18 protein-coding genes and 1 pseudogene are annotated in these 23,526 nt (G+C 65.3%); 7 read left to right on the top strand and 12 right to left on the bottom strand.

From position 1 onward, the window contains the following. Window positions 1-83: 83 nt before the first annotated feature. The 5 genes from A9513_RS36730 to A9513_RS23150 all read left to right on the top strand — a co-directional run bounded on the left by A9513_RS36730 (window position 84) and on the right by A9513_RS23150 (window position 5,693). Window positions 84-353: a winged helix-turn-helix domain-containing protein gene (locus tag A9513_RS36730; RefSeq protein WP_304362949.1), complete on the top strand. Its 270-nt coding sequence runs from the start codon at window positions 84-86 to the stop codon at window positions 351-353. A 60-nt stretch (window positions 354-413) separates the two neighbouring features. Continuing rightward, window positions 414-1,013, top strand: coding sequence for a restriction endonuclease (locus tag A9513_RS36725; RefSeq protein ID WP_304362948.1), 600 nt, complete (start codon window positions 414-416; stop codon window positions 1,011-1,013). Window positions 1,014-1,458: 445 nt separating this feature from the next. Next, entirely contained in the window at window positions 1,459-1,782 is a 324-nt protein-coding gene (locus A9513_RS23160; RefSeq protein ID WP_024763617.1) for a hypothetical protein, read from the top strand. A gap of 165 nt (window positions 1,783-1,947) precedes the next feature. Further along, a complete protein-coding gene (locus A9513_RS23155; protein WP_065085693.1) occupies window positions 1,948-4,128 on the top strand; it encodes a bifunctional diguanylate cyclase/phosphodiesterase in 2,181 nt (726 codons plus the stop codon). Further along, a complete protein-coding gene (locus A9513_RS23150) occupies window positions 4,125-5,693 on the top strand; it encodes a PAS domain-containing methyl-accepting chemotaxis protein (protein ID WP_065085692.1) in 1,569 nt (522 codons plus the stop codon). The genes A9513_RS23155 and A9513_RS23150 overlap by 4 nt, the downstream gene beginning before the upstream one ends. Here A9513_RS23150 and A9513_RS23145 read toward each other — a convergent pair. From A9513_RS23145 to A9513_RS23125, 5 genes are all read right to left on the bottom strand, one after another. Further along, window positions 5,690-5,848, bottom strand: coding sequence for a YqaE/Pmp3 family membrane protein (locus tag A9513_RS23145; RefSeq protein ID WP_003084988.1), 159 nt, complete (start codon window positions 5,846-5,848; stop codon window positions 5,690-5,692). The two genes, A9513_RS23150 and A9513_RS23145, sit on opposite strands and share 4 nt — an antisense overlap. 337 nt (window positions 5,849-6,185) lie before the next feature. Continuing rightward, a complete protein-coding gene (locus A9513_RS23140; RefSeq protein ID WP_024763619.1) occupies window positions 6,186-7,535 on the bottom strand; it encodes a glutamine synthetase family protein in 1,350 nt (449 codons plus the stop codon). 76 nt (window positions 7,536-7,611) lie between these two features. Beyond that, window positions 7,612-8,163: a helix-turn-helix domain-containing protein gene (locus tag A9513_RS23135; protein ID WP_037010973.1), complete on the bottom strand. Its 552-nt coding sequence runs from the start codon at window positions 8,161-8,163 to the stop codon at window positions 7,612-7,614. Window positions 8,164-8,176: 13 nt separating this feature from the next. After that, window positions 8,177-9,466 carry an FAD-binding oxidoreductase gene (locus tag A9513_RS23130; RefSeq protein WP_065085691.1) on the bottom strand — a complete coding sequence of 430 codons (1,290 nt, stop codon included), beginning with the start codon at window positions 9,464-9,466 and terminating at the stop codon, window positions 8,177-8,179. Between the two features lie 107 nt (window positions 9,467-9,573). Then, window positions 9,574-10,332, bottom strand: a complete 759-nt coding sequence (locus A9513_RS23125; protein ID WP_024763621.1) for a membrane protein — start codon at window positions 10,330-10,332, stop codon at window positions 9,574-9,576. Between the two features lie 278 nt (window positions 10,333-10,610). On the opposite strand from A9513_RS23125, the pseudogene fnr reads away from it, so the two are divergent. Continuing rightward, window positions 10,611-11,320: pseudogene (gene fnr / locus A9513_RS23120) on the top strand (fumarate/nitrate reduction transcriptional regulator Fnr). A gap of 64 nt (window positions 11,321-11,384) precedes the next feature. Here fnr and A9513_RS23115 read toward each other — a convergent pair. Both A9513_RS23115 and A9513_RS23110 read right to left on the bottom strand, forming a co-directional pair. Then, window positions 11,385-13,358: a PhoX family phosphatase gene (locus A9513_RS23115; protein WP_038803506.1), complete on the bottom strand. Its 1,974-nt coding sequence runs from the start codon at window positions 13,356-13,358 to the stop codon at window positions 11,385-11,387. Between the two features lie 205 nt (window positions 13,359-13,563). Then, on the bottom strand, window positions 13,564-14,271 hold the full coding sequence (locus A9513_RS23110) for an MOSC domain-containing protein (RefSeq protein ID WP_024763623.1): 708 nt from the start codon (window positions 14,269-14,271) through the stop codon (window positions 13,564-13,566). Between the two features lie 100 nt (window positions 14,272-14,371). On the opposite strand from A9513_RS23110, the gene A9513_RS23105 reads away from it, so the two are divergent. Beyond that, on the top strand, window positions 14,372-15,250 hold the full coding sequence (locus A9513_RS23105) for a LysR family transcriptional regulator (RefSeq protein ID WP_024763624.1): 879 nt from the start codon (window positions 14,372-14,374) through the stop codon (window positions 15,248-15,250). A gap of 429 nt (window positions 15,251-15,679) precedes the next feature. Here the strand turns inward: A9513_RS23105 and A9513_RS23100 are convergent, their stop codons facing one another. The 5 genes from A9513_RS23100 to A9513_RS23080 all read right to left on the bottom strand — a co-directional run bounded on the left by A9513_RS23100 (window position 15,680) and on the right by A9513_RS23080 (window position 23,473). Beyond that, window positions 15,680-17,458 (bottom strand): acyl-CoA dehydrogenase C-terminal domain-containing protein, encoded by a 1,779-nt coding sequence (locus A9513_RS23100; protein ID WP_065085690.1) that lies wholly within the window; start codon window positions 17,456-17,458, stop codon window positions 15,680-15,682. A 307-nt stretch (window positions 17,459-17,765) separates the two neighbouring features. Beyond that, window positions 17,766-19,562, bottom strand: coding sequence for an acyl-CoA dehydrogenase C-terminal domain-containing protein (locus A9513_RS23095; RefSeq protein WP_024763626.1), 1,797 nt, complete (start codon window positions 19,560-19,562; stop codon window positions 17,766-17,768). A 118-nt stretch (window positions 19,563-19,680) separates the two neighbouring features. Then, the gene (locus A9513_RS23090) at window positions 19,681-20,961 is read right to left on the bottom strand and encodes a diguanylate cyclase (protein WP_038803505.1); all 1,281 of its coding nucleotides are present in this window, start codon (window positions 20,959-20,961) and stop codon (window positions 19,681-19,683) included. A gap of 165 nt (window positions 20,962-21,126) precedes the next feature. Then, window positions 21,127-22,932 carry a phenylacyl-CoA dehydrogenase gene (locus A9513_RS23085; RefSeq protein WP_065085689.1) on the bottom strand — a complete coding sequence of 602 codons (1,806 nt, stop codon included), beginning with the start codon at window positions 22,930-22,932 and terminating at the stop codon, window positions 21,127-21,129. Window positions 22,933-23,242: 310 nt separating this feature from the next. Further along, the gene (locus A9513_RS23080) at window positions 23,243-23,473 is read right to left on the bottom strand and encodes a hypothetical protein (RefSeq protein ID WP_065085688.1); all 231 of its coding nucleotides are present in this window, start codon (window positions 23,471-23,473) and stop codon (window positions 23,243-23,245) included. Window positions 23,474-23,526 lie beyond the last annotated feature (53 nt).

Genomic DNA, 23,526 nt, shown 5'->3' with positions numbered 1-23,526 from the left:
AATGGGCGCTCGGCTCTGAGCGCCAAACGTATCGAGGAATGGGCGAAGGTGCCGAGGCGCTCGCCCCGCAAGGAGTTGCCAGGATGTCCGTACCGACTTACGACCAGTTCATCGAGCCCGTGTTGCGTTTCCTCGCCACCCGACCGGAGGGCGTGCCCACCCGTGAGGTGCAGGAAGCGGCGGCCAATGCGCTGCAGCTGACGCCGGAGCAACGCCAGGAAATGCTGCCCAGCGGCCTGCAGCCGATCTTCCGCAACCGTATCGGTTGGGCCCACGACCGGCTCAAGCGCGCCGGGCTGTCCAGCAGCCCGAAACATGGCTTCTGGCAACTCACGCCACAGGGTGCGGACTAAGCGGCGCAAAACGCGGCGCCCCTGCCGGCGGACAAAGTAGAACGGCTAGCCATCGGCTACATGGATGTGAAGCTCACGGCGCCAACCGGTGCCGCCGCGCTAGACAAGGAGCTGGAAGCCGCGCCCTCGCTCGAATCCGCCACGCAAAGCCCGGAAGAGCGGCTGAACCAGGCGGTGAAGGAACTACGCGATTCGGTGGCGGCGGATTTGCTGGATAACCTCAAGCAGGTATCGCCCGGCCGCTTCGAGGTGATCGTGCTGGATGTATTGCACCGCCTCGGTTACGGCGCCAGCCGCACCGATCTGCAGCGGGTCGGCGGCTCCGGCGATGGCGGTATCGACGGGGTGATCTCGCTGGACAAACTGGGGCTGGAGAAGGTCTACGTGCAGGCCAAGCGCTGGCAGGGCACGGTGGGCCGGCCGGAGTTGCAGGCCTTCTACGGGGCACTGGCCGGGCAGAAGGCCAAGCGCGGCGTGTTCATCACCTCCTCCAGCTACACCCAGCAGGCCATCGACTTCGCCCGTTCGGTGGAAGGCATCGTGCTGGTGGATGGCCTGCGCCTGGTGCACCTGATGATGGACCATGAAGTCGGCGTGTCGTCCCAGACCGTGCGTATCCCCAAGTTGGACACGGACTACTTCGACGAAGAGGCCAGCTAAGCCGGGCTATCGCATTTCGGGAGTCGACATTCGCCGCAACGGCGAAGGGAGCAGGTGAAAGGCCACCTGAGGAGCCTGATGGACTGGCAGGCAAGCTCTCGGTGCGCAGGAGCGATGCGCGCGGATTAGGGAAGATCAGGTACGGCCGTTACGTTGACTTCCTCGAATGCCCTCTTCCTAACCCTCTTCCTGAAGGGAGAGGGAACTGTCTCGATGGGGCTGAAAGCTTTGCGCAATCCTGTTCGTACAGCGGAAAACCATCGCGGACGGCATCAGTTCCTACGCTCCATGGCAAAAAAACGACGGTTTCCTGGCCCCGCAATGCGAGCCACTTCACACCTGCCGTCGACCATCTGACGCAGGCGCTGCGCCAACATGACAGGCGTCAATATCAGATAGCCATTAGCCATTAAATTGGCATCTCCCTGATATGAGCGAATCCGTCATGACTCTCCACCGGTATCCGGTCCAGTTGCTGGTCACTTCCCAGGATCCGGCGTTGGCGCGCCAGGTTCGTGCGCTGCTGGCGGCCTACGAGCTGCCCTGCGCGGTGATGGAAGGACCACGCAATTGCGAGCAGGCGCCGCTGTGCCGATGGTTCAAGGACGCGCCCTTGAGCGATTCGGCGCGGATGCTCGCGCTGCTGGCCGACGCCATCGGTGTGCTGGAGCGAACCCGCCATGCCTTCCGCTCCCGCGAACTGGGCGAACTGCGCCAGCGCCTGAGCGGCGCACTGCAGGAGTTGTCGGGGCCGCGCCCGCTGGTGTAAAAGACTCCCACCCGCGTTCCGCCGTTGCGGAAGCTGGCTTTGCCGGGCAGGACTTGTGGGCCTGCAAGACAAAGCGCCGAGTTGGTCGCCGTCGATTTCGACGAGACGACGAGCCGGCGCTTTTTTCATGCCCGACAAAAACAGCAGACCCGCAAGGAGCCGAACATGGGCCTGGGACCGAAGCTCGATAGCGTGCTCGAGCGCATCGGCCTGTCGACGATGGAAGTCGATCAGCGCCTGAGTTACCTGGAGTGGCAAGAGGAGGATGGGCGCCATCTGCATGGCCGCGCCGCCGAACTGGAGGGCTGCCACCAGCGCTTCATCGAGCAGCTCTACGATCACCTGCGCCATTATCCGCCGCTGGGGGCGATCCTCTCGGAACCCGCGACACTGGCGCGGCTGAAATGCAGCCAGTTCGAATACTACCGCCAGCTGTGGGACGCCCCGCAGGACGCCGACTACGTGCGCGACCGCCTGCGCATCGGGCTGGTGCACCAGCAGGTCGGCGTCGAGCTGAAGTGGTATCTGGGCGCCTATCGCCTGTACCTGGACCAGATGCTCGCCGACCTGATGGGCGACGCCCCGGAAGCCCAGACCTACGCCAGCCTGCTCAAGCGGGTGTTCTTCGACATGTCGCTGGCTATCGACACCTACGGCGCCGCCCAGCGCCAGGCGCTGGAGGACAGCGAGGCGCGCTTCGCCCGCGCCCTGCGCGGTGCCAACGACGGCATCTGGGACTGGGACCTGGGCAACGACCGCCTCTACGTCTCCGAGCGCTGGGCGCGCATGCTCGGCCTGACCCGCGATAACCTCGGCGAAGGCAGCACCAGCTGGTTCGCCCGCGTGCATCCGGACGACCTGCCCGGTCTGCGCAAGGCCATCGATGCGCACCTGCGCGGCAGCAGCGCGCTGCTCAGCCACGAGTACCGTATCCGCCAGCGTGACGGCAATTACCTCTGGGTGCTGGCGCGTGGTGTGGTCACCGATGGGCGCATGGCCGGCTCGCAAACAGACATCAGCCAACACAAGGCCAGCGAACACCAGCTCAGCCATGCGGCGCGGCACGACCCGCTCACCGGCCTGGGCAATCGCCTGCGCCTGGACGAGCTGCTGCAGCAGGCCCTGATGCGCCAGCGCCGCCCCGGCGCGCGCGAGTCCGGCCTGCTGTTCATCGACCTGGACCGCTTCAAGCTGATCAACGACAGCCTCGGCCACGCCGTTGGCGATCGCGTGCTGGTGGAAGTCTCGCAGCGACTGCTGCGCTGCCTGCGACCGGGTGATCACCTGGCGCGCTTCGGCGGCGACGAGTTCGTCGTATTGCTGGATGACCTCGCCAGCCTCTGCGATGCCGAGCAGGTCGCACAGCGCATGCTCGATTGCCTGCGCCAGCCGCTGCACGTGGACGGCCGCACGCTGGTGGTCAGCGCCAGCATCGGCATCACCGGCTTGATGACCGACGGCCAGGCCATCGACACCCTGCAGGCCGCCGACCTGGCGCTGTATCGCGCCAAGGAAGCCGGCAAGGCGCAGTACGCGCGCTTCAGCCTCGAGCTGCAGGCCGAGGCGCAGCGCCGGCTCGATCTGGAAAGCGCGCTGGCGCAGGCGCTGCGGCGCGAGGAGTTCAGCCTGCACTACCAGCCCATCGTCCGCCTGGACAGCGATTCGCCACACTGGGAGGCGGTGGAGGTGCTGCTGCGCTGGAGGCACGACGGCCAATCCGTCTCGCCGCTGGACTTCATCCCGGCGCTGGAGGAATCCGGCGAGATCGTCCCGGTCGGCGACTGGGTACTGCGCCAGGCCTGCCGGCAGACGGCGCTCTGGCAGAGCCAGGGGTACCGCGACCTCTACTGTTCGGTCAACCTGTCGAGCCGGCAGCTGCAGCAACCGGGCTTCGCCGCGCGGGTACAGCAGATTCTGGCGGAGAGCGGCCTGTCTCCGCGCAGCCTGGTACTGGAGATCACTGAAAGCCTGCTGATGCAGGACGGCGCGGAAACCCTCGCCTGCCTCCGCGAACTGGCCGCCGAGGGTGTGCGCCTGGCGCTGGACGACTTCGGCACCGGCTACTCCTCGCTGGGGTATCTCAAGCGCTACCCGCTGCACATCCTCAAGGTCGACCGCAGCTTCATCACCCGCGTGCCGGACGACCCGGAACTCAGCGCCATCTGCCGCGCCATCATCGGCCTGGGCCACAGCCTGGGCCTGGAAGTGGTGGCCGAGGGCGTCGAACGCCAGGAACACCTCGACTTCCTGCGCGCCGAAGGCTGCCGCCACGCCCAGGGCTTCCTGTTCAGCAAGCCGCTGGCGCCGGAACAACTCTTCCAGACCCGCGTGGAGCACCAGCGATGAAGCAGAACCTGCCGATCACCGGGCGCCAGGTGGATGTGCCGGTCAACGCCAACATTCTCTCCACCACCGACCTCAAGGGCGCGGTCACCCATGTGAACCCGGACTTCATCCAGGTCAGCGGTTTCCAGGCCGAGGAGCTGGTGGGTTTCAACCACAACCGCGTGCGTCACCCGGACATGCCGCCCGCCGCCTTCGCCCACCTCTGGCAGACGCTGCAGGCCGGGCGCAGCTGGATGGGCCTGGTGAAGAACCGCTGCAAGAACGGCGACCACTACTGGGTCAGCGCCTTCGTCACACCGATTCGCCATGGCGGAAAAGTCGTGGAGTACCAGTCGGTGCGCACCCGTCCCGGCGCCGAGCAGGTCGATGCGGCGGAGCGCCTTTACGCGCGGATGCGCGGGGGAGCGAAGTTGGCCCGCCCGCGCCTGCCACTGCCGTTGCAACTGCTGATCGGACTGGTGCTGGCGCAGGCCGGCGGTGCCCTGCTGGCGCTGCTGCTGCCCAAGCTGACGGTGCTGGCATTCCTGCTGGCGCTGGGCGCCTCGGGCGCCTGGCTGGTGCTACGCCTGCAACCGCTGGGCGCGCTGCTCGGGCGAGCGCGGAAGATCGCCGACAACCCGCTCAGCCAGCAGCTGTATACGGGCCGGAACGACGAATTCGGCGAGCTGGAGTTCGCCTTCCACATGCTGGAGGCGGAAACCGCCGCGGTGGTCGGGCGCATGGCGGACGCCTCGCATCAGTTGGCCGAGCATTCCGCGGCACTGGCCGACGCCATGGCCGGCGGCAGCGCCGCTTCGCAGTTGCAGCAGCGCGAGACCGAACAGGTGGCCAGCGCCATGCAGCAGCTCGCGCAGAGCGTCCAGGAAGTCGCCCGCCACGCGCAGCACAGCGCGGTGGCGGCGCAGTGCAGCGAGCGCATCACCCAGTCCGGGCATCAGGATGTGCACGGCACGCGCGGGCAACTCGCCGCGCTGGAAGCCGGCGTGCGCGCCGCGAGCGTCGCGGTCGAACAGCAGAAGGAGCACAGCGAGGCTATCTCGCGGATGCTCGAAGTAATCCGCGATGTCGCCGGGCAGACCAACCTGCTGGCGTTGAACGCCGCCATCGAAGCGGCACGCGCCGGGGAAAGCGGGCGTGGTTTCGCGGTGGTCGCCGATGAGGTGCGGGCGCTGGCTTCGCGCACGGAGAATTCCGCGCGGGACATCCAGTCGTTGGTCGGTAATCTCCAGCAGGGCGCCGAGGATTCGGTGCGCGCGCTATGGCATTGCTGCGAGCGGGCGGTCGCCAGCCTGGAGCAGGCCGGGCATGCGGCGGGCACGCTGGAACAGATCAGCGAGCAGGTCTCGGCGATCCAGCGCATGAGCCTGGAAATCGCCGAGGCCATCGAGGAACAGGGCGTCGCCAGCGAAGACGTGCGGCGCAGCCTGCACGCCATTCGCAGCTCAGCCGACAGCAATGCGCAAAAGGTCGGCACCTGCCAGCGCAGCGCCGCGCGCATGGCGGAACTGTCGGCGGAGTTGCGGATGCTGGCGGAGCATTTCTGGGAGGGCAGCCGGGCGGGTTAGCGCTTGGCGATGATGTACACGGCGTGGACGATACCGGGGATGTAGCCGAGCAGCGTCAGCAGGATATTGAGCCAGAACGCACCGCCGAAACCGACCTGGAGGAACACGCCCAGCGGCGGCAGAAGGATGGCGATCAGAATGCGGATGAGGTCCATGCGGTGGCTCCTTGTGAGATTGCCTTGTGCATGGAATTGACCGCAGGAAAGCGAAGCGGGTTCAGAGAATCTTGCTGGCTATGATGCTGACCTGTAGGAGCAACTGTCTTCATCGGTCACTCTGTGCCACGGAATTCCCCTCACCCCTGCCCTCTCCCAGAGGGAGAGGGAGCAGATTGTGCCGGCTGACACCATGGCTTCATCCTGCACCGAACTGTCCCCTCTCCCCCTGGGAGAGGGTTAGGGTGAGGGCCGACCCGAGCGCAGAACTTTCGCGTAGGAGCGGGCCATGCCCGCGATCGCGTCCATGGGGCGCTCCTACAGGGTTCATCCGGGGTTACAGGAACCAGCGGTACTCCCGCGCGCTGACTTCGTTCATGAAGTCCAGGTGGTCGTGGCGCTTGTTCTCGCAGTAGACGAAGACGAACTCGCTGCCCAGGCCATCCTTCACCACCGGATGGTCTTCCATCTCGGCGACGGCGCCGAGCATGTCGCGGGGGAAGTCGATGCCGCTGGAGCGGTCTTCGTTGAGCGGCGGGATGGGTTCCTGGCGGGTTTCCAGGCCGTGCTCCATGCCGGTGAGGATCGCCGCGAGCACCAGGTAAGGGTTGGCGTCGGCGCCGGCCAGACGGTGTTCGATGCGCAGGTTCCTGCCATCGGATTCGGGGATACGGATGCACGCATCGCGGTCCTCGAAGCCCCAACTGGCCTTGCTCGCGGCGTTCACGCGGGAGCCGTAGCGGCGGTAGGCGTTGTGGTTGGCGGCGAAGATCGGCATGCAGTGCGGCAGCAACTCCAGGCAGCCGGCCACGGCGTGGCGCAGGGCCTGCTGGTTGTCGCGGTCGAGCAGGTTGTTGCCGTCGCGGTCGTAGAGACTGACGTGCACATGCATGCCACTGCCCGGCGCATGCAGGTAGGGCTTGCTCATGAAGCTGGCGCGGTGCCCATGCTTGAGCGCCACGCCTCGGGTGGCGCGGGTGAACAGCGCGGCCTGGTCGGCGGCGTGCAGGCCGTCGTCGCAGTGGGCGAAGTTGATCTCGAACTGGCCGGGGCCGATCTCGGCGGTGATCACGTTGGCGTCCACGCCCTGCTCGCGGGAGGCTTCGACGATCTCGTGGAGCACACCGGAGAAGCGCGACAGGCGTTCGATGTGCATGTTCGGCTGGTCGTCCTCGTCGTCGCACAGCGGGTCGCGCGGGTATTGCGGCAGGCCGTTGTCGAGCTTCTTGTCGAACAGGTAGAACTCCAGCTCGAAGGCCACCACCGGGCGGATGCCCTTGGACTCCAGGCGCTGCATGACGCGGGCGAGCACTTCGCGCGGTTCGAATTCGATGGGCGCCTCGGTGCCGTCGGAACTGATCAGCATCTGCCCCAGCGGCTGGTTCTCCCAGCGCACCGGCTTGAGCGAACCGGGGATCAGGCGGCGCGGCGCGTCCGGGTCGCCGTCGTTGAAGCAGTAGTCGCCGATGGGGTGCAGGCCGCCCTGTACGCCGAGCAGCACGCAGTTCTGCGGCAGTTTCAGCGGGCTGCCGGCGGCGACTTTCTCGAGCATGTCCACTGGGTAGCGCTTGCCGTAGAAGTGGCCGGGAATGTCCAGGCAGATCAGGTCGACGTAGCGGATGTCCGGGTATTGCTGGCGGAAGGCGCGGACTTCGCTGAGCAGGTCGGGATGCATCGGGCGGTTCATGATGTTCTCTGGGGCCTTTGTGCGGGGGCGGCCGGATCGTTTTCCCAAGCCAACCCTCGCGGGCTGGCTTGGGAAATCAGGTGAAGATCCACAGCACCCTTGTTGGTTTATCGGTGAGGTTGCCGTAGCGGAACTGGCTGTGCGGCGGCAGTTGGAAACTGTCGTTGGGATAGAGGGTGACGGTGTCGTCCTCGTACCAGATGGTCAGCTCGCCTTCGAGGACGAAGCCGCCCTGCTCCGAGCTGTCGTCCAGGTGGCCTTCGCCGCTGGTGGCGCCGGGGGCGAGGATGCTGTCGAGCATGGAGAAGCCGCCGGACATGTTCGGCGAGGCGAGGATGTCGGTGACGCCGCCGGCGTAGTACAGGGTGCGGCGATCGTTCGGCCGGGTGACCCAGTCGCGCTCGCGGCGGGTGTCGCCGGCGTAGAAGTAGGTAGTCGGTACGCCCAGGGCTTCGCTGATGGCGGTGAGGTCGGCCACGGTGGGTTGCGACAGGCCGCGCTCGACCTGGGACAGGAAACCCACCGAGCGGCCGATCTGTTCGGCCAGCTCACCCAGGGTGAGGTTCTTGTGCTTGCGCAGGTCGCGGATCAGCGTGGCAAGGTGTTCGTTGGTGGCCGTCTGGGTCATGGCAGGTTCCGAATTAGACAAAGTCCCGCAATCGATACCAGGCCTTGCCGACGGCTTCCAGTGGCGCGGCGAAGCGCTGGCCGCCGGGGAACCCGGGATTGCGGATGCGTTGATAGAGGTCAAGCTCGTCACTGCGCCCCTGCATCGCCTCGCTCACCGCATGGGCAGCGGCCAGGCTGGGCAGTACGCCGTGGCCGGAATAGCCCTGCAGCCAGTAGAGATCGCCGCGCCGGCCGATGTCCGGGGTGCGCCGCATGCTGCAGTCGATGTGCCCGCCCCAGGCGTACTCCAGTTCCACGCCCTTGAGCTGCGGGAATACCCGCTCGACATAGGGGCGCGTAGCGGCGCGGATGTCCGAAGGCATGCCGCCCAGGTAGGTGCAGCCGCCGCCGAACAGCAGGCGATGATCGGGGGTCAGGCGGAAGTAGTCGAGGACGAACTGGTTGTCGGTGACGCAGCAGTTCCTCGGCAGCAGTGAACGAGCCAGCTCCTCGCCCAGCGGCGCGGTGGCGACCTGGTAGGTGCCCACCGGCAGGATGCGCTCGGAGACGTCGCGGTCCAGCCCGTCGATATAGGCGTTGCAGGCCAGCACCAGGGAGGCGCAGCGCACGCTGCCATGCTCGGTTGTCACCTCGTAGCCGTTGCCGCTCTCGCGGAAGCTCAGCGCGCGGGTCTGCTCGAAGATGCGGCCGCCAGCGCGCTCGATGGCCCCGGCAAGGCCGTAGGCCAGCTTGAGCGGATTCAGGTGCGCAGAGTTGGGATCGTACAGGCCGGCCTGGTAGCGGTCGCTGGCGATCCACTGCGGCAGGTCTTCACGGGGGATGAATTGCAGGCCTTCGTAGCCCCAGCGACGATTGGCTTCGGCCTGCCAGTCGTAGAGCGAGCCAACGCGGCGTTGCAGCACGGCGGTCCACAGGTGGCCGATGCGGTAATCGCAGTCGAAGCCGTGGCGTTGCGGCAGGTCGCGCAGTTCGTGGGCGGCCCACAACATGCCCTGCCACAGGCGCAGCGCGCCTTCATGGCCGAGGTCGTCCTCGATGGGACCGAGGTCGCTGGACCAGCCCGGCAATGCCTGCCCGCCGTTGCGTCCGGAGGCAGCCCAGGCAATGCGGCTGGCTTCGATCATGCAGACCTGACGGCCGCCTTCCACCAGTTGCAGCGCCGTGTGCAGGCCACTGAACCCGGCACCGATCACCAGGACTTCGCATTCCAGCGGCTCGCGCAGCACATCGCGCGGCTGGATCAGCTCGGGGTTGGTACCGGCGTAGTAGGTGCCGACCGGCTCGGCGGAGCGCAGGAACATCGCGACCTCGTGAAATTGTTCTGTTTATTTTTCATGAAAAATAACAGAACAAATTTCACAAGGCTAGTCCGCCGGTCTTTTCGTCCGGCGGACTCCGCTTCAACTCGTCAGGAAGACAGCACTGCTGCGCTGTCCTGCCCTTCGCGCTTCTGCCGCATGCTGACCATGACCACCAGCGCCACCAGGATACCGGCGAGGATGGCCGAGGAGCCGATGGTGCCGAAGTCCAGCCCACCCTTCTCGTGGGACTTGGTCAGCACGTCGCCCAGGGTCGCGCCGAACGGCCGGGTCAGCACGAAGGCCACCCAGAACAGCAGCACCGAGGAAAGCTTGGTGAAGTAATGCAGCAGCACGACCACGGCGATCAGGCTGCCGATCAGCAGCGCGCCGCCGGCGAAGCCCAGGCCGGAGTCGTCGGCGAGGAAGTCGCCCAGTGCGGTGCCCAGGGTGTTGGAGAAGAGGATGGCGACCCAGTAGAACATCTCGCCCTTGAAGCTGCGGATGTTGTCCACCGACAGCGAGGTACCGCTGAAGCGCCAGGCCGCGAAGATCGCCACCAGGATGCTGACCAGGATCGCCGAGCCGCTGGCGTAGCCCAGGCCCAGGGTGCGGTCCATGAAATCGGACATGGTGGTGCCGGCGGTGCTGGTGGAGAGGATCACCAGCCAGTACAGCCAGGGCACGTAGCGCTTGCTGGCGAGCTGGCCGACCAGGGTGACGAGGAAGACGCTGATGAGGATCAGCGAGCTGATCGCATAGCCGACGTTCAGGGTCATCGACAACAGGTCGCCGGCGGTTTCCCCCAGAGTGGTGGCGCAGATTTTCATCACCCAGAAGGCCAGGGTGATCTGTGGCAGTTTATTCACGACATATCTCCGGAAAATGAGCGGGATCGACGCGCGGGTCGCGTCACGGCACCCCGGAGTTCCTGTGGTCTCCCCCAATGACCCCGGTGCATGGGCGTGGAGACTGAAGTCGGCGCAGTGAAGAAAGGGTCAAGCGGGTATGAAAAATCCATTGGCCTGCTTCCCGACCAGTGATCCGACGGATGACAGATGGCTGTCAGTTGCTATGGTTCCATGAGGGGGCGATACGCCCGAGGAACGCTGAATTGCGCGCGATTGGCCGGCGCATGGGGATATGGATGAATCAGATGATCAAACCGCAACCGTACTGCAAGAACTGCCGGCTGGCGCCGCCCACTCTTAGCGACGAGAAGGTCGAGGAGCTGGAGGCGATCATCAAGCCGGGGCACCTGCTGCATAAGGGCGACTTCGTGTTCCGCCAGGGCGATCCCTTCCACAGCGTGTTCCTGGTGCGTTCCGGTTCGATCAAGACCTTCACCACCAACGAGCAGGGGCTGGAGAAGATCACCGGGTTCTATTTCGCCACCGAGATCTTCGGTTTCTCCGGCATGGGCGAAGGCAGCTATCCGGTGTCGGCGCAGGCACTGGAAAGCACGCTGTGCAGCGAGATTCCATTCAACCAGCTGGAGGAGCTGTCGCTGCAGATTCCCGGCCTGTCGCACCAGATCATGCTGATGATGAGCCGCAAGATCCGTGAGGATCAGCAGATGAAGCTGCTGCTCTCGCGGCTGAACTCGGACTCGCGCATCGCTGCTTTCCTGCTGAACATCTCCGCGCATTTCCGCGAGCGTGGTTTCTCTGCCACGCGCTTCCGCCTGAGCATGTCGCGCAACGAGATCGGTGACTACTGGGGCTGGCGGTGGAAACGGTGTCGCGCAGCTTTACCCGCCTGCAGAAGCACGGGCTGGTACGGGTGGACGGGCGGGAGACGGAGATCGTCGATTTCACCGAGTTGTGCGCGTTGGCCGGGGGGGAGGTCGAGCTTTAAGGTTCCAGCGGACCGCCCGAGCGGCGAGTTTCCCTAAAGCCCCTCCCCCTCGCCACTCTGCCCATCAAGTCCCGATCACACCCCCATCGTCCTTGGTGATCACCATCGTCGTCGAACGCGGAATGCTCTGGCCGTCGCTGGCCGGGAAGCTGAGGGACGGGTGCTGAATGTTCACCCACATCGTCCTGCCATCAGGGCTCTGGGTAATCCCCGTCAGCTCGCAGCCACGCGGGCCGACCAGGAAGCGGCGCACCTCGCGGCTGTGTGGGTCGGCGCAGAGCAGCTGGTTGCAACCCATCGCCTGCATCGGCGCCTCGGCATCGTCGTAGTCGGTCTCGATCCACAGACGGCCGGTGGTGTCGAAATACAGTCCATCCGGCGAGGAAAAGATATCGCCGTTGATGGTGCCGATCAGGTTCTCCGGCGCAGTGGAGCCCTTGTGCTCGCCAGCCAGCAGGAAGATTTCCCACTCGAAGGTACTGGCGGTTGGGTCACCGCCGGCTTCGTTCCAGCGCAGGATCTGCCCGTGCAGGTTGTCCTTGCGCGGGTTGGCCGCGTCCACCGCCTGCTTCTTGCCGCGCGCATCGTTGTTGGTGAGGCTGACGTAGACCTCACGGGTGGTCTGCTGCACCGCGACCCACTCGGGACGATCCATCGGCGTGGCGCCCAGCAGGTCGGCGGCGGCACGGGCGTTGACCAGTACCTCGGCCTGGCTGGCGAAACCGTTCTCGGCGGTGAGGCCATTCTGCCCATGCACCAGCGGCAGCCACTGGCCGCTGCCATCGGCGTTGAAGCGCGCGACGTAGAGGGTGCCTTCGTCCAGCAGGTCGACGTTTGCCGCACGGTTGTTCGGCTCATACTGGCCCGCCGGGACGAACTTGTAGATGTACTCGCCCTTGGTGTCGTCGCCGTAGTAGAAGGCCATGCGGTTGTCGGCGCCCAGCGAAAGGGTCGAGCACTCGCGGCAGAAGCGGCCCACGGCGGTGCGCTTCTTCGGCGTCGAGGTCGGGTCGAACGGATCGATCTCCACTACCCAGCCGAAGCGGTTCGGTTCGTTGACATGGCCGCCGTGGGGCTGGTCGGCTTTGGGCGTGGCGTCGAAGCGCTGATCAACCGCCTCCCAGGCGTAGTAGTTGCTGAACTGGCCGTTGGACAGCCCATAGCGCTTGTGCGAGACGCGCTTGGCATAGTCGGCCTTGTCGCGGTTGACGAAGTACTGGTGCCAGTTTTCCTCGCACGCCAGGTAGGTGCCCCACGGCGTGACGCCCATGGAGCAGTTGTTCAGGGTGCCGAGCACCTGTTTCGCCTCCGGATCGCTGGCGGTGCGCAGCAGGTCGTGGCCGGCCAGCGGGCCGGACAGGTCCAGCGGCGAGCTGCCAGTGATGCGGCGGTTGTAGCTGGAGCCTTCGACGCGCTGCCACTGGCCGCTGGCGTCCTTCTTCACCTCGATCACGCTCAGGCCGTGGGCGGCGATTTCCTTGCGCACCTCGCCTTCCGGACGGCCACGGGTGCCATCGGGGCGGTCCTCGAAAGTCTGGCCCTTGGGGTGCAGCGTCGGGTTGATGTACTCGTGGTTGACCACCAGCAAGCCGTGGCTGTCCGGCGCATCGGGGAAGGGGAAGTAGTGCATGCCGTCATGGTTGTCGCCGGCCTGCAGTTCCTGGGCCTTCCAATCCTCGCTGGCGTCGCCTTTCCAGACCGGCGAGCCGCTCACCACGGCGTCGCCCCAGGAGAAGAACGGTCGCGCGCTGTAGCCCTCGGCGACTATCACGCGATCGAACTTCGGGTCCTGCTGCACCGCCACCCCCCTGAAGCCCAGCAGCGTGGTCGGTACCGGCGCATCGGCGGCGAATAGTGAACGGCCGGGGAACAGGCCGCCGCCGAGGAAACCGACGGCGCCCAGCACCAGGCTGTTCTTCAGCAGGCGGCGGCGCGAGGCGTCGATGAGCTCGCTCATCGGCACGTTGCCGGAAGGGTTGATCGCCTGGTCGTCGAAGGCGGCCAGCCGGTCGTGGAAATCCTGGAAATGCTCGCTCATCAGAGGTTCCTTCCGCGCGGCCGTCTTTCTGACGGCTCGGGTTGTCAGTAGAAGCTATCGGCGGAAGGTTAGGAATGCGGTGTTACGACGACATGACAACGCCGCCGAGCCCTGTGACAGGCTCGGCGGCGGGAATAAAAGCCGCCCCGCAGGACCAAGACGACGTCCGGGGGCGGGCGCGAGGGCATTTGCGAAACAGCGCGGCTCAGGCTTGCAGGCCGCCCTGCTCCGAACATTCGGGGCCCGCCAGGCGGGCCGTCCAGTCTTCCAGCACGCCACTGGTGAGGCGTTGCGCGGCGGTCTTGCGCCAGCGCAGGGATAAAGCATCGCAGGCCATCATCAGGCGCAGGCCGGTACGGTCCAGCGGGTGGCCGAAGTACCAATCCAGCAGGCTCGCTACGCTGAGCTGCGGGTAGTGCCGCTGCACCAGTTCCAGCGGTGCGTCGGGTGCGACCATGCCGGAACGGCGCACCCGGTAGAACCAGCCGCAACGCCCCTGCTCCTGCACTTCCAGCGGCAGACCAGGGAGATTCCAACGCCGCGCAAGGCGGTAGCTGGGCGAGCGCGGCTGGCTCACTTCGATCAGCGCCTCGCCCCAGCGAAACAGGTCGCCAATGCAGACCTCCTGTTCATTGAGCCCGAAGGTCGACAGGTTCTCGCCGAAAGCCGGCTGTCGCCAGCGCGTCTGCGGGTGCTGCTTGCGCCAGTGGCGGTAGTGCTCGGCCGGGTAGTGGTGCAGGGCGCGGTCCAGGCCACCGTCGCGGCGCAGGTCGGCCCGTGCGTCGCCCGGCAGCCCTTCGGCGCCGAGCCAGACTTCCTGATGCGTTTCCAGCTTGTCGATATCGCTGAGTAGACCTCCCCAGCTTTCTTCGACTTTGCCTATGAAAACGCCCTGGATGACGATGCTTTCCACCTTTGTCTACCCATCTGAGACAGCGGACAAGCGCTAGAGTAGTGGCCTGGATGGGTGACACTCCATTTCGATTTTCCAGTTTCGTTGATAAGAAGACCTTATGGATTTCCGCCAGCTCCGCTATTTCGTCGCGCTTTACGAGGAAGGCCATGTCGGGCGCGCCGCCGAACGCCTGGCGATTTCCCAGCCGGCGCTGTCGCAACAGATTCGCCAGCTGGAGCAGAACCTCGACGTGGCGCTGTTCCAGCGCAGCGGCAAGCGCCTGCTGCCGACCGCCGCCGCGCACACGCTGTACAACCACGCTGTGCCGCTGCTCGAAGGCCTGGAGCGGGCCCGGGAGGCGCTGCGCGGCTTCCGCGGGCAGAGCGCACGCAGTTTGGCCATTGGTGTGCTGCAGACGGTCAACGCCAGCCTGGTTCCGCATCTGGTGGAACGCCTGCATGCGGCGCAGCCTCACGTGCAGGTGCGTATCTACGAGCTCTCCGGCGTGGAGATCGAGCGTCGACTGTTGATCGGTCAGCTGGATATCGGCATCGGCTTCCTGCCGCCGCGCCAGCCGGCGCTGCACGGCGTGGAACTGTACCCGGACGAATTGCAACTGGTGATTCCGGCGGACCACCCGCTGAAGGACTTCAAGAAGGTGTCGCTGGCTCAGGCCGCTGAATTGCCGATGCTGCTGCTCGGCGAAGAATTCCGCGCCCGGCAGATCTGGCAGGAGCAACTGGCGGCCATTGGCCGGCGGCCGCGGGTGCAGGCGGAGCTCAATCATATGGGCGGCATCCTCGACAGCCTGCCGCAGAGCCGCTTCGCCACTGTGCTGCCGGGCCGCGCGCGGCAGATGCATGCGCACAAGGACTTGCTCTGGAAACCCCTGAGCGAACCGCGCATTCCGCTGAGCGTGGGGCTGGTCTATCGCGATGCCCAGCGGCAGCAGCCAACGGTGGAGCTGTTGCGCTCGTTGCTCGACGGCGCGGTCTGATGACAACCGCTTTTCGCAGGATCGAGGGGACACCTGGTTCTTGCTGGCGAACCCGGCCCCGCTAGGGGATTTGTTCGCGGGCAAGCTCACTCCTACAAGTAACCCAATCGCGGAGCGACGCACTCGCGAAATCGCGTGCAAGAAAAAACCCCGCCTCTTTCGAGGCGGGGTTTTGCAGACCGATATCCTGACGTCCGTGCTAGCCACCGTCCTTGGTGGATTCCCTTGTTTCCGTATTGTCGTTGGCGCTTCCTGCGCAATGTCCTGACTGAGAGAAAGGTTACCGCTGTAAGCCGTTGTCAGAAAGACGCCGATCACCACCGCTGTTTGTAAGCCATGGCTTACAAAGATTCGAAATACCCTTCTTCTCAAAAGAAATATCACAATGAAAAAGCCCCGCCGAGGCGGGGCTTTTTCACACGCGATCGCTTAGAACTGCGCGGCGTCCAGCAGGTACAGCGACTCGCTGCCAGCCTTCACCGAGGCGCTCAGGGAGTGGATGCGCGGCAGCAGGCGGGCGAAGTAGAAGCGCGCTGTGCCGAGCTTGCTGGCATAGAACTCGTCCTGGCCTTCCTTGCCCAGCGCAGCGCGCGCCATCAGCGCCCACATATAGGCGTAGGCGGTGAAGCCGAAGGCGTGCAGGTACTCAACCGAGGCGGCGCCGATCTCGTTCGGATTGCCCTTGGCACGGTCCAGGACCCAGGCGGTCAGCTCGTCGAGGTTCTGCACGGCAGCGTTCAGCGGACCGGTGAACTCAGCCAGCTCAGCGGAAGCCGAGGCGGTGAAGGCACGAATCTCGTCGGTGAACAGCTTGGCGTAGGCGCCGCCGCTGCCGACGATCTTGCGGCCCATCAGGTCCAGCGCCTGGATGCCGTTGGTGCCTTCGTAGATCTGGGTGATGCGGCAATCGCGCACCAACTGTTCCTGGCCCCACTCGCGGATGAAGCCGTGGCCGCCGAAGATCTGCTGGCCATGGATGGTGGTTTCCAGACCCATGTCGGTGAGGAAGGCCTTGGCCACCGGAGTCAGCAGTGCGACCAGTTCCTCGGCGCGCTTGCGGGTGGCTGGCTCTTCGCTGTACTTGGCGGTATCCAGCTGCATGGCAACGTAGCTGGAGAAGGCACGGCCGCCCTCGTTCAGCGCTTTCATGGTCAGCAGCATGCGACGCACGTCCGGGTGGACGATGATCGGGTCGGCGGCCTTGTCCTTGGCCACGGGGCCGGTCGGCGCGCGGCTCTGGATACGCTCGCGGGCGTATTCCACGGCGCTCTGGTAGGAGCGCTCGCCAGTGGCCAGGCCCTGGATGCCAACGCCCAGGCGCTCGTAGTTCATCATGGTGAACATGGCGGCCAGGCCCTTGTTCGGGGCATCGACGATCCAGCCGGTGGCGCCGTCGAAGTTCATCACGCAGGTGGCGGAGCCCTTGATGCCCATCTTGTGTTCGATGGAGCCACAGGACACCGCATTGCGCTCGGCCAGGGAGCCGTCTGCGTTGACCATCACCTTCGGCACCAGGAACAGCGAGATGCCCTTGGAACCGGCCGGTGCATCGGGAAGCTTGGCCAGCACCAGGTGGATGATGTTCTCGGTCAGGTCATGCTCGCCGCCGGTGATGAAGATCTTGGTGCCGGAAATCTTGAAGCTGCCGTCGGCCTGCGGTTCGGCCTTGGTACGGATCATGCCCAGGTCGGTGCCGGCGTGCGGCTCGGTCAGGCACATGGAGCCGGCCCAGGTGCCGGCGTACATGTTCGGCAGGTACTTGGCCTTGAGTTCTTCGCTGGCGTGGTTGAGCAGCGACAGGCAGGCGCCGGCGGTCAGCATCGGGTACAGGCCGAAGGACAGGTTGGCCGAGTTGACCATTTCCTCGACCTGGGCGCCGATCACCTTGGGCATGCCCATGCCGCCGAATTCCGGCGCGCCGCCCACGCCCACCCAGCCACCTTCGGCATAGGTGCGGTAGGCCTCGGGGAAGCCGGCCGGGGTCTTCACACCCTCGGCGCTCCAGCTGCAGCCTTCTTCGTCGCCGCTGCGGTTCAGCGGGGCGATCACGCCGCCGGTGACTTTACCGGCCTCTTCGAGGATCGCCGAGGCGGTCTCGGCATCGACGGTCTCGGCCAGGACGGGCAGTTCGCCCCAGAGCTTGGCAACCTCGAAGACTTCATTGAGGACGAATTGCATGTCGCGCAGGGGAGCTTTGTAGTCAGCCATGATGGATCCTCGAACGAAAACGACGGCTGATCAGGCAGCCAGCGGTATCAGAATAGGAGGTACACGAAGGTACGCCGCCGGAGTTTACTCCAACAACTTTTCAGAGATTAAGCGTCATGATATGACCGCACAACAATAGTTTGGTCATATTTTGTAGCGATAGGCGGAAGGCCCGCGCAGGGCGGGCCTTCTTGTCTGGCACACGGTCTCCAGCACGCAGGGCGCATAACGCCAGGGGGCGTTATCCGTCGTTTGGGCCGGCGGATAAAGCGTTCCGCTTTATCCGCCCTACGCGGTCAGCCAGGGATTACAAGGCGAACTGCTCGGCCGATAGGCGCATCAGTACCTCGGAGCCAGCCTCCGCCGCCGCCACGTGGGACAGCGCGCGGGGCAGCAGACGGCTGAAGTAGAACTCGGCGGTAGCCAGCTTGGTTTCGTAGAAGGCCTTCTCGCCGGCGCCCTCCTCCAGCTTCTGCTGGGCGACCAGCGCCATGCGCAGCCAGAAGTAGCCGAGGGTGATGTAGCCGGAGTACATCAGGTAATCCACCGAGGCGGCACCGACTTCGTCCGGGTTCTTCATGGCGGCCAGGCCGAGCTTCTGGGTCAGTTCGCCCCACTGCTTGTTCAGCGCCGCCAACTGGGCGACCTGGGCCTTGAGCTGCGGGTGCTCGGCGTGCTGCTGGCAGAGCTGGTGCACCAGCTTGGTGAAGCCCATCAGCAGCTTGCCCTGGCTACCGAGGACCTTGCGGCCCAGCAGGTCCAGCGCCTGGATGCCGTTGGTGCCCTCATAGATCGGCGCGATGCGGCAGTCGCGCACCAACTGCTCCATGCCCCATTCGCGGATGAAGCCGTGACCGCCGAACACCTGCATGCCATGGTTGGTGACTTCCAGGCCGGTCTCGGTCATGAAGGCCTTGCAGATCGGGGTAAGGAAGGCCAGCAGGTTGCCGGCGCGCTCGCGCTCCTCAGCGTCCTGGGACAGGTGCTCGATGTCCAGCAGTTGCGCGGTGAAGTAGGCCAGAGCGCGGTTGCCCTCGTTGAACGCCTTCATGGTCAGCAGCATGCGGCGTACGTCCGGGTGGACGATGATCGGGTCGGCGGGCTTCTCCGGCGCCTTCGGGCCGGTCAGCGAACGCATCTGCAGGCGGTCCTGGGCGTAGCGCACGGCGCCCTGGTAGCTGGTTTCGCCGAGGCAGAGGCCCTGCATGCCGGTGCCCAGGCGTGCGTGGTTCATCATGGTGAACATGCAGGCCAGGCCCTTGTTGGCCTCGCCGATCAGGAAGCCCTTGGCGCCGTCGAAGTTCATCACGCAGGTGGCGGAAGCCTTGATGCCCATCTTGTGCTCGATGGAGCCGCAGGCCACGGCGTTGCGCTCGCCGGCGTCACCATTCGCGTCCAGGTTGAACTTGGGCACGATGAACAGCGAGATGCCCTTGGTACCGGCCGGCGCATCCGGAAGCTTGGCCAGCACCAGGTGGATGATGTTCTCGGAGAGATCGTGCTCGCCAGCGGAGATGAAGATCTTGGTGCCGGTGATCGCGTAGCTGCCGTCGGCATTGGGCACGGCGCGTGTCTTGATGATGCCCAGGTCGGTGCCGCAATGCGGTTCGGTCAGGCACATGGTGCCGGTCCACACCGCGCTGGTCATGCGCGGCAGGTAGGTGTTCTTCTGCTCCTCGCTGCCGTGGGCGTGGATGGCGGCCATGGCGCCCTTGGTCAGGCCGGGGTACATGCCCCAGGAGCAGTTGGAGGCGCCGATCATCTCGCTGACCAGCAGGCCAAGCGACGGCGGCAGGCCCTGGCCACCGTATTCGGGCTCGCTGGAAACGCCGTTCCAGCCAGCCTCGACGTACTGCGCGAAGGCTTCCTTGAAGCCCTTGGGCGTGGTCACCACGCCGTTGTCGAAATGGCAGCCTTCCTCGTCGCCGGAGCGGTTCAGCGGGGCGATGACCTGTTCGCAGAACTTCGCGCCTTCCTCGAGGATGGCGGCGAACATGTCCGGGGTGGCGTCGGTGGCGCCGAGGGCTTCGTAGCGGCCGGTGAAGTCGAAGACTTCGTCGGTGAGGAAGCGCACGTCGCGCAGGGGGGCCTTGTACTCGGGCATCGCGAATCTCCGTTCGGTTCGTGCGCCGAAGCGGCGCGGAAACCTCGAACCTAACGGCCCGTGACCGCCCGGACAATCACGCTGCACGCGCTGAATGCGCAGTCATAACCCGGCCGGGTCAACCGGTGCGCACCGCGCCACGACGGGATTGCCCGTGCACAGCCACGCGATTGCGCCCACCGCTCTTGGCCGCGTACAACGCCTCGTCGGCACCCTTGATGACCTCTTCCGGGCTGCGCCGCTCGCCATCGCGCTCGGCGACGCCGACGCTGATGGTCACCGAGACGGTTTGCGCTTCCTTGCCCGCACGTCTGTTGCGGCCCTGTCGATCGTCCTTGGGACGGTTGCCGCGGTCGCGCAGGTGCATCGCGTAGCTCTCGATGGCCTGGCGAACGCCGTCGAGGTACGGCAGGCACTGTTCCACCGTCTTGCCGGCGAACACCAGCGTGAATTCCTCGCCGCCATAACGGTACGCCTTGCCGCCGCCGCCCGTGCGACGCAGCTGGCTGGCAACCATGCGCAGCACCTGGTCGCCGACGTCGTGGCCGTGGCTGTCGTTGAATTTCTTGAAGTGGTCGACGTCGATCATCGCCAGCACGTACTGCTGGCCCAGGCGCTGGAAGCGCTCGTTCAGCGCGCGACGGCCAGGCAGGCCGGTGAGCTCGTCGCGGAAGGCCATCTGGTAAGCCTCGTGCGCCACCGCGCCAGCGAGGGTGAGCATGACCAGGCTGGTCATCACGGTGAGCGCATGGGGCAGGATGAATACCTTGGGCAGCATCCATAACAGGCCAAGCAAGCCAACCAGTTGCGCCGCGTGCAGCGGCCGCGGCTGGCGCACGTAGGCGGCGACCAGGGCGACGAAGGCCATGAAGAAGCCGAAGTAGGACAACTGCGCCAGGTTCATCCATTGGCCGTGCAAGGCCGGCCAGTAGGTGGCGCTGAGCAGTTCCGCCAGGCCCTGCGGGAAACGCCTGGCCAGGGCCGTCGCGACTCCGGCTACGGCAATCAGCGCGGCGCTGCGGGCCAGAAGGTCCTGCAGCAGGTGCATACGCTCCTGCCAGATGCCATACATTCCAAACAGCAGCGGCAACAGCACGCAGCACAGGTGGAAGACCAATGCCGCCTCCGGCATCACCACGCGGTGGGCCTGGAAGTAATCGACCTGGGTATCGAGCAGGAAGTAGGCGATGTAAACGCAGGACAGCATGAACAGTTGGCGCTGGCGGTTGTAGACCAGGCATAGCGCGCCACCGAGCAACAGCAGCAGGGTCGGCAGGACATTGAACAGTGAGGTGAAGAAATCGGACAGTTCGGCCAAGGAGCCGGCGGCGATGCCGGCCGGGATCAGCAGCAAAGGCGTGAGGAAGTGGCTGAGCCGGTAGGGGGCCGTGGGTCGCACAAGGGGTTCCGCAAGGTGGGTGCCGGGCTCGCCGTCAGTCGATCGGCAAGTGGCGTAATGATGGCATTTTCTGCGGACATTTGTGTGGCATCGGATACGAAAAAGCCCGCCTTGCGGCGGGCTCCTTCCTGTTCAGCAGACGGGCGGCGGGCCACCCTCCCCTGATCAGTAACCGAGGGCGAAATCTTCCTCGGCCAGGTCCATCAGGTTGTTGGCACCCGACAGCATGGCGCCGACGTGCGCGCGGGTGCGCGGCAGGATGCGCTGGAAGTAGAAGCGCGCGGTCTTCAGCTTGGCCTGGTAGAAGGCCTCTTCGCTGGTACCGGCAGCCAGCTTCTCGGCCGCCAGGCGAGCCATGTCGGCCCAGAAGTAGGCCAGGCACGCGTAGCCGGAGAACATCAGGTAGTCGACCGATGCGGCGCCGACTTCCTCGCGGTCCTTCATGGCGGCCATGCCGACCTTCATGGTCAGGTCGCCCCACTCCTTGTTCAGCGCCGCCAGCGGTGCAACGAACTCTTTGACCGCTTCGTTGGCTTCGTTGGCCTGGCAGAACTTGTGCACGATCTTGGTGAAGCCCTTGAGCGCTTCGCCCTGGGTCATGAGGATCTTGCGGCCCAGCAGGTCCAGCGCCTGAACGCCGGTGGTGCCTTCGTACAGCATGGAGATGCGGCTGTCGCGGACGTTCTGTTCCATGCCGTGCTCGGCGATGAAGCCGTGGCCGCCATAGATCTGCACGCCGTGGTTGGCGGCTTCGAAGCCCACTTCGGTCATGAACGCCTTGGCGATCGGGGTGAGGAAGGCCAGCATCGAGTCAGCGGCTTTCTTCTCTTCTTCGTCCTGGCTGCGCTGGACGATGTCGACCTGCTTGGCGGCGAAGTACAGCATGGCGCGGTTGCCCTCGGCGAATGCCTTGGCGGTCAGCAGCATGCGACGTACGTCCGGGTGCACGATGATCGGGTCAGCGGGCTTCTCCGGGGCTTTCGGGCCAGTCAGCGAACGCATCTGCAGACGTTCGCGAGCATAAGCGATGCCACCCTGGAAACCGATTTCGGCGTGGGCCAGGCCTTGCAGCGCGGTGCCCAGGCGAGCGGTATTCATGAAGGTGAACATGCAGTTCAGGCCCTTGTTCGGCGGGCCGATCAGGAAGCCGGTGGCGGCGTCGAAGTTCATCACGCAGGTGGCGTTGCCGTGGATCCCCATCTTGTGTTCGATCGAGCCACAGGAAACGGCGTTGCGCTCGCCCACGTTACCTTCGGCGTTGGGCAGGAACTTCGGCACGATGAACAGCGAAATGCCCTTGGTGCCCTGCGGGGCGTCGGGCAGGCGGGCCAGCACGATGTGGACGATGTTATCGGCCATGTCGTGTTCGCCGGCGGAGATGAAGATCTTGGTGCCGGTGATCTTATAGGTGCCATCAGCCTGCGGCTCGGCCTTGGTGCGCAGCATGCCCAGGTCGGTGCCGCAATGCGGCTCGGTCAGGCACATGGTGCCGGTCCACTCGCCGGACACCAGCTTGGTCAGGTAGGTTTGCTGCTGCTCGGAGGTACCGTGGGCGTGCAGGGTGTTCATGGCGCCGTGGGACAGGCCCGGGTACATGCCCCAGGACCAGTTGGCCTGGCCGACCATTTCGCTGATCGCAAGGCCAAGGGATTCGGGCAGGCCCTGACCGCCGTGCTCGACGTCATGGGCCAGGCTCGGCCAGCCGCCTTCGACGAACTGCTGGTAGGCCTCTTTGAAACCGGTCGGGGTCTTGACGCCCTCCGGGCTCCATTTGCAGCCTTCCAGGTCGCCAGTGCGGTTCAGCGGAGCGATTACCTGTTCGCAGAACTTCGCACCCTCTTCGAGGATGGCATTGACCATGTCCGGGGTGGCGTCTTCGGCGCCCGGCAGGTTCTGGTAGTGCGCTTCGTAGCCCAGCAGCTCGTCGCGAACGAAACGGATATCACGCAAGGGGGCCTTGTAATCAGGCATAGCGGTAAACCTCTACGAAGGGTTCTGGTTAATGGGCGACCGGTTGCTGCGGTCGCAGTGCGGGAGCATTCCCGGCCGCCCAGTCGGTGCGCGCACGCATCCGGACAGTCAAACAGGCGTTTGAAACATACGTTTACGCCATACCCTTGTCAAGCATGCAAACCGACCATCCGGTCACGCCTGCGGCGCTGTCCGAGCGACGCATTCGCAGCGACGTCCTGAGGATAATTAAAGCCCATGGCAGAGCGGCCGGCGTGTCTCGAGGACAGCCGGCCGCTACAGGGAAATCAGGGAGTGGGAAGAGGCGCGATCAGGCGCGGATATCGATCAAGGTGCCGAGCGTTTCGTCGGCTGCCTGAATGACCTTGGCGTTGGCCTTCACTTCGTGCTCGCCGCGGCGCAGGTCCACCAGGCGGTCGTTGAGCACTTCGCTGGGCGCGGTGCCGGCGGTGGCGATGTCGGTACTGGTGCGGTCGACGCGGCGCTGGCCGTTCTGCACGCCATACAGGCCCGCAGAGAAAGCATTACCGGAAATTTCCATCGTCACGCCTCCACAACAAAAGCAGCAAGTGGCCACTATTCAAGCAGACAGAC

Source organism: Pseudomonas sp. AU12215, from assembly GCF_001675465.2.
Lineage (GTDB): Bacteria > Pseudomonadota > Gammaproteobacteria > Pseudomonadales > Pseudomonadaceae > Pseudomonas > Pseudomonas nitroreducens.
The sequence above is the reverse complement of the archived record's forward strand: the minus strand, read 5'-3'. Positions and strand labels throughout refer to the sequence as shown.

Excerpts from the sequence above, each read along its gene's own strand:
- A9513_RS23095 (WP_024763626.1), bottom strand. The coding sequence starts at position 19,562 with ATGCCCGAGTACAAGGCCCCCCTGCGCGACGTGCGCTTCCTCACCGAC.
- A9513_RS23135 (WP_037010973.1), bottom strand. The coding sequence starts at position 8,163 with ATGACCCAGACGGCCACCAACGAACACCTTGCCACGCTGATCCGCGAC.
- A9513_RS23130 (WP_065085691.1), bottom strand. The coding sequence starts at position 9,466 with ATGTTCCTGCGCTCCGCCGAGCCGGTCGGCACCTACTACGCCGGTACC.
- A9513_RS23105 (WP_024763624.1), top strand. The coding sequence starts at position 14,372 with ATGGATTTCCGCCAGCTCCGCTATTTCGTCGCGCTTTACGAGGAAGGC.
- A9513_RS23140 (WP_024763619.1), bottom strand. The coding sequence starts at position 7,535 with ATGAACCGCCCGATGCATCCCGACCTGCTCAGCGAAGTCCGCGCCTTC.
- A9513_RS23145 (WP_003084988.1), bottom strand. The coding sequence starts at position 5,848 with ATGGACCTCATCCGCATTCTGATCGCCATCCTTCTGCCGCCGCTGGGC.
- A9513_RS23160 (WP_024763617.1), top strand. The coding sequence starts at position 1,459 with ATGACTCTCCACCGGTATCCGGTCCAGTTGCTGGTCACTTCCCAGGAT.
- A9513_RS36725 (WP_304362948.1), top strand. The coding sequence starts at position 414 with ATGGATGTGAAGCTCACGGCGCCAACCGGTGCCGCCGCGCTAGACAAG.
- A9513_RS36730 (WP_304362949.1), top strand. The coding sequence starts at position 84 with ATGTCCGTACCGACTTACGACCAGTTCATCGAGCCCGTGTTGCGTTTC.
- A9513_RS23115 (WP_038803506.1), bottom strand. The coding sequence starts at position 13,358 with ATGAGCGAGCATTTCCAGGATTTCCACGACCGGCTGGCCGCCTTCGAC.
- A9513_RS23080 (WP_065085688.1), bottom strand. The coding sequence starts at position 23,473 with ATGGAAATTTCCGGTAATGCTTTCTCTGCGGGCCTGTATGGCGTGCAG.
- A9513_RS23155 (WP_065085693.1), top strand. The coding sequence starts at position 1,948 with ATGGGCCTGGGACCGAAGCTCGATAGCGTGCTCGAGCGCATCGGCCTG.
- A9513_RS23150 (WP_065085692.1), top strand. The coding sequence starts at position 4,125 with ATGAAGCAGAACCTGCCGATCACCGGGCGCCAGGTGGATGTGCCGGTC.
- A9513_RS23100 (WP_065085690.1), bottom strand. The coding sequence starts at position 17,458 with ATGGCTGACTACAAAGCTCCCCTGCGCGACATGCAATTCGTCCTCAAT.
- A9513_RS23085 (WP_065085689.1), bottom strand. The coding sequence starts at position 22,932 with ATGCCTGATTACAAGGCCCCCTTGCGTGATATCCGTTTCGTTCGCGAC.